Genomic DNA, 3,395 nt, shown 5'->3' on the forward strand with positions numbered 1-3,395 from the left:
ACGCCCGGAGTCTATCCGGCGTCAAGTCACGCAGGCATAACCAACTACATTAATGATCGAAATGCGTTCGATTTCATATCCGCGCACCAACGCCCCTGCCGATCCTTTCCAGCGTGATCAGCTGGGAGGAGATCGAGCAGCAATATGACGAGATGGTCAAATACACCGCCGCCATGCAGACCAGAACGGCGGACCCGGAGGCCATCCTGCGGCGGTTTGCCCGCGCCGAGGTGATGCATCCCACCTACAAAGCGTTGAGCGAGCTCGGCCGCGCGGTCAAGACGATATTCCTGTGCCGCTATCTTCGCCAGGAATCGTTCCGTCGAGAAATCCACGAGGGGCTGAATGTCGTCGAGAACTGGAACAGCGCCAATGGCTTTGTGTTCTTCGGCAAGGGCGGCGAGATTGCCATCAACCGAGTCGATGAACAGGAAATCTCTGCCCTGGCTTTGCACCTGCTGCAAGCTTCACTGGTGTACGTGAACACACGCATGCTCCAGACCGTGCTGGTGGAACCGAAATGGGCCGGCCGGATGGCACCGGAAGACTATCGCGGCCTCACGCCGCTCATCTACAGTCACGTCAATCCTTATGGCCGTTTCGATCTCGACTTGAATAGTCGGATCGACTTTGATCGGCTGGCCGCATAATTTTTGGAGATGCCAATGGTCAAGATTGCTGAAGCATGCCTGAATGTTCTCTACCAGCACGGGTTGTCGTCGGCACAGTTCCAATTCTGCTTCGAGAGAGCAAAGCATGATCTCTTGGCCGATGGCATGGCCTGCGACGCCATTGTTGCTGAGGTTATGCAGTCCATGGACGATCATCCGGACGCGGCAACCTTGTTCGGATTGCTGCTGGATGAGGCCCGAATGGGCATCGAGAATGACAGCCCATATGGAAAGGCCTTCCTGGAGAATGCGGAGAAGGCGATCAAGGCTCACATTGCTGCCGGCGCTGGCGAGCCGCTTCACCGTTTGAAAATTGCTGGCTTGTATCGGCGTGCCAGTCTGCCGTGCCAGACATACTGATGCTCGACCCGGTTGGGGAAAATTCCACCGACGAGATCCCGATGCCGGATCTTGATGGCGCGCTTGCCGTTTTAGCGGCAGAAGTTGAAGCTGAAGGCGGTGGCGCGTATGAGTTATTCAATGGCCTGGATGAGATGTCGGCAGGAATGCCGGAGGAGGTCAAAGCCGCGTTTGTCCATCATCTTTTGAGTCTCGACAATCCCTTTCTGGAGCGCTGTGCGCTGTATTGGCTGGCCTCCGGCACAGCATTGACGCGAGAGGCAGTGGCCGCCGGCCTACGAGAAAGGCTCATGCGCGGGAAGCTGGAGCCTGAAACTGCATCCTATTTGCCGATCATTCGCGGCTGGTTGCCAGCGACTGCCGCCCGGGCGGCTATCGATGACATCGGCAAGTTGGCTCGGCGAAAAGGTCTTGCAGAGGCCTCCAATCAAAACAGAGCGGAGCCGATCATCACCGACATCATGGCGACCACCGCTGACGGTGTTGGAGCGCAAGGCCTGACGTTTGTGGGAAAACTGCAAGCTCGAACATTTGTCGCGATGATCCTGTTAAAGACTGGATACGGCATCAAGGATGCCTTTGTCATTCATTGCCGTTCAAAGCGCGAGGCAAACAGCATTGTCTCTTATGCCTGCCAGGAAGCAAACAGCGTCAAGATAGATCGAATGACCGCCGAACTGCTGCTGGAGGCGGCTCTGGCGGAGGGGATGGAAAACGGCCACCCACCGGCGCCAGGCTTCATTGACGTCATGGAGGCTTGCTGCCTGAGCCAATTGCGGCCCCAGGAAAGGGATCTGCAGGCTTTGCTGGATCACGTCGATCCGCAAAAGGAGATCCAGAATGCGACAGCGGCACAACTGGATCGGATGCTCCGCAATGAGCCCGCACTGGATGCGCTCGTCCCGTTCACCGATAGCTGGTTTGAAGACACAGGAGAAACACGCGGCATCCTCCAGGGATCTCGCTCAGTGCGGACTGTTGAAAAAAGGATCTGGGCCTTTCTCGAGGGCCGGCGAGACATTTGGGCGAGACGATTTCTGCAAACCGCGATCATTCTCAAATCGGCCAAAAAGGAACGGATGTCAAAAGCACTGGTAGCCGCAACCTTCGCGCTGATGCACAAGCATCCTCTACAGGACATCCCGCTCGTGGAAGATATCGTTATGACTACACTGGACGCAGGCGGCGGATCTCTGTTGTGAGTATTTTGAGTATACCCATCATGAACATTGTCAATGAACAGGTCGCGGTCGTGGTTTCCTGTTTATTTTGGGTCCAAAACGATATATTGAACAAATTGACACGATGGCACACCCAAATTGAACAGTTAGCATGGTTAGGACATGGCTCGTATCGGATATGCCCGTACATCCACAACAGACCAGAACCTCGCCGCGCAAATCGCCGCGCTCAGGAACGCCGGCTGCGAGGTCATCCGCGAGGAGCAGAAAAGTGGTGCCTCGCTCGAAGGCCGGCCGCAGCTGATGACCATTCTTGACTTTATCCATGCCGGCGAAACCCTTGTCATCACCCGCATCGACCGGCTGGCCAGATCGTTGCGAGATCTTCAGGTGGTAGTCGACCGACTCAAGGCCAAGGGCGCGCATCTGGTGGCCACCGAGCAGCCCGTCGATACCTCCACAGCTGCCGGGAAGGCGTTCTTCGACATGCTCGGCGTCTTCGCGGAGTTCGAAACTAACCTGCGGCGCGAGCGGCAGGCTGAGGGTATCGCCGCTGCCAGGAACCGTGGCATCTACAAAGGTCGCCCACCGAAGATTGACCGAGCAGAAATCCTGCTTCGCCTCCAAAAGGGTCAGGGACCCAGCAAGATCGCCCGCGATCTCGCCATATCACGTGGCACGGTCTATCAGGTACGCAACGGTGCTTCCGAATGAGCAAAGCCAACCGCATCACCCGTTTAACATCCGCCGCCTGCGAGCAGATTCAGGCCCGCATGCTTGAGGCTTGCAGACAGATCGCCTCAGATCACGGACTGGTCATCGAAAGTACCGGGTGGCGTGGCCTGGAACCTGGCTTCTCATTCGAACCAGCATTCCGCATCAGTATAACCGCGCCAGACGGCAAGACGCTCAATCTGGATAAGGAGATGTTCGCCCTGCTGGCCGAACAGTACGGCCTGGAGGCTGCTGACTTCGAACGCGAGTTTATCGCTGGTGGCGAGCGTTTCCGGATCACCGGCATTGATCCACGAAGACCTAAATATCCCATCTCCGTCGAGCGTATCCCCGATCGCCGCGGCTTCAAGTTCACCGCCGACAATGTTGCCATGTTGCTCAAAGCTCAGGTCAAACCCTGACGTTCACCAATCGTTCTTCAACTTGGCCAAAATCCCAGCTTCGAGCC

The 3,395-nt window shown here is 56.7% G+C and carries 4 protein-coding genes and 1 pseudogene; all 5 read left to right on the plus strand.

The features are described 5' to 3' along the window. Positions 1-86 precede the first annotated feature (86 nt). Positions 87-650, plus strand: a pseudogene (locus BLS48_RS34180) (Tn3 family transposase); the annotation flags it as partial. 15 nt (positions 651-665) lie between these two features. Continuing rightward, a complete protein-coding gene (locus tag BLS48_RS36485; RefSeq protein WP_240565481.1) occupies positions 666-1,031 on the plus strand; it encodes a hypothetical protein in 366 nt (121 codons plus the stop codon). Then, entirely contained in the window at positions 1,031-2,233 is a 1,203-nt protein-coding gene (locus tag BLS48_RS34185; RefSeq protein ID WP_240565482.1) for a hypothetical protein, read from the plus strand. The genes BLS48_RS36485 and BLS48_RS34185 overlap by 1 nt, the downstream gene beginning before the upstream one ends. 141 nt (positions 2,234-2,374) lie before the next feature. Continuing rightward, positions 2,375-2,926, plus strand: a complete 552-nt coding sequence (locus tag BLS48_RS34190) for a recombinase family protein (protein ID WP_014330244.1) — start codon at positions 2,375-2,377, stop codon at positions 2,924-2,926. Then, entirely contained in the window at positions 2,923-3,348 is a 426-nt protein-coding gene (locus BLS48_RS34195) for a hypothetical protein (RefSeq protein ID WP_014342038.1), read from the plus strand. Before BLS48_RS34190 ends, BLS48_RS34195 begins: the two co-directional genes overlap by 4 nt. The last annotated feature ends 47 nt before the right edge of the window (positions 3,349-3,395 follow it).

The sequence above is a fragment of the Mesorhizobium qingshengii genome (assembly GCF_900103325.1).
GTDB lineage: Bacteria > Pseudomonadota > Alphaproteobacteria > Rhizobiales > Rhizobiaceae > Mesorhizobium > Mesorhizobium qingshengii.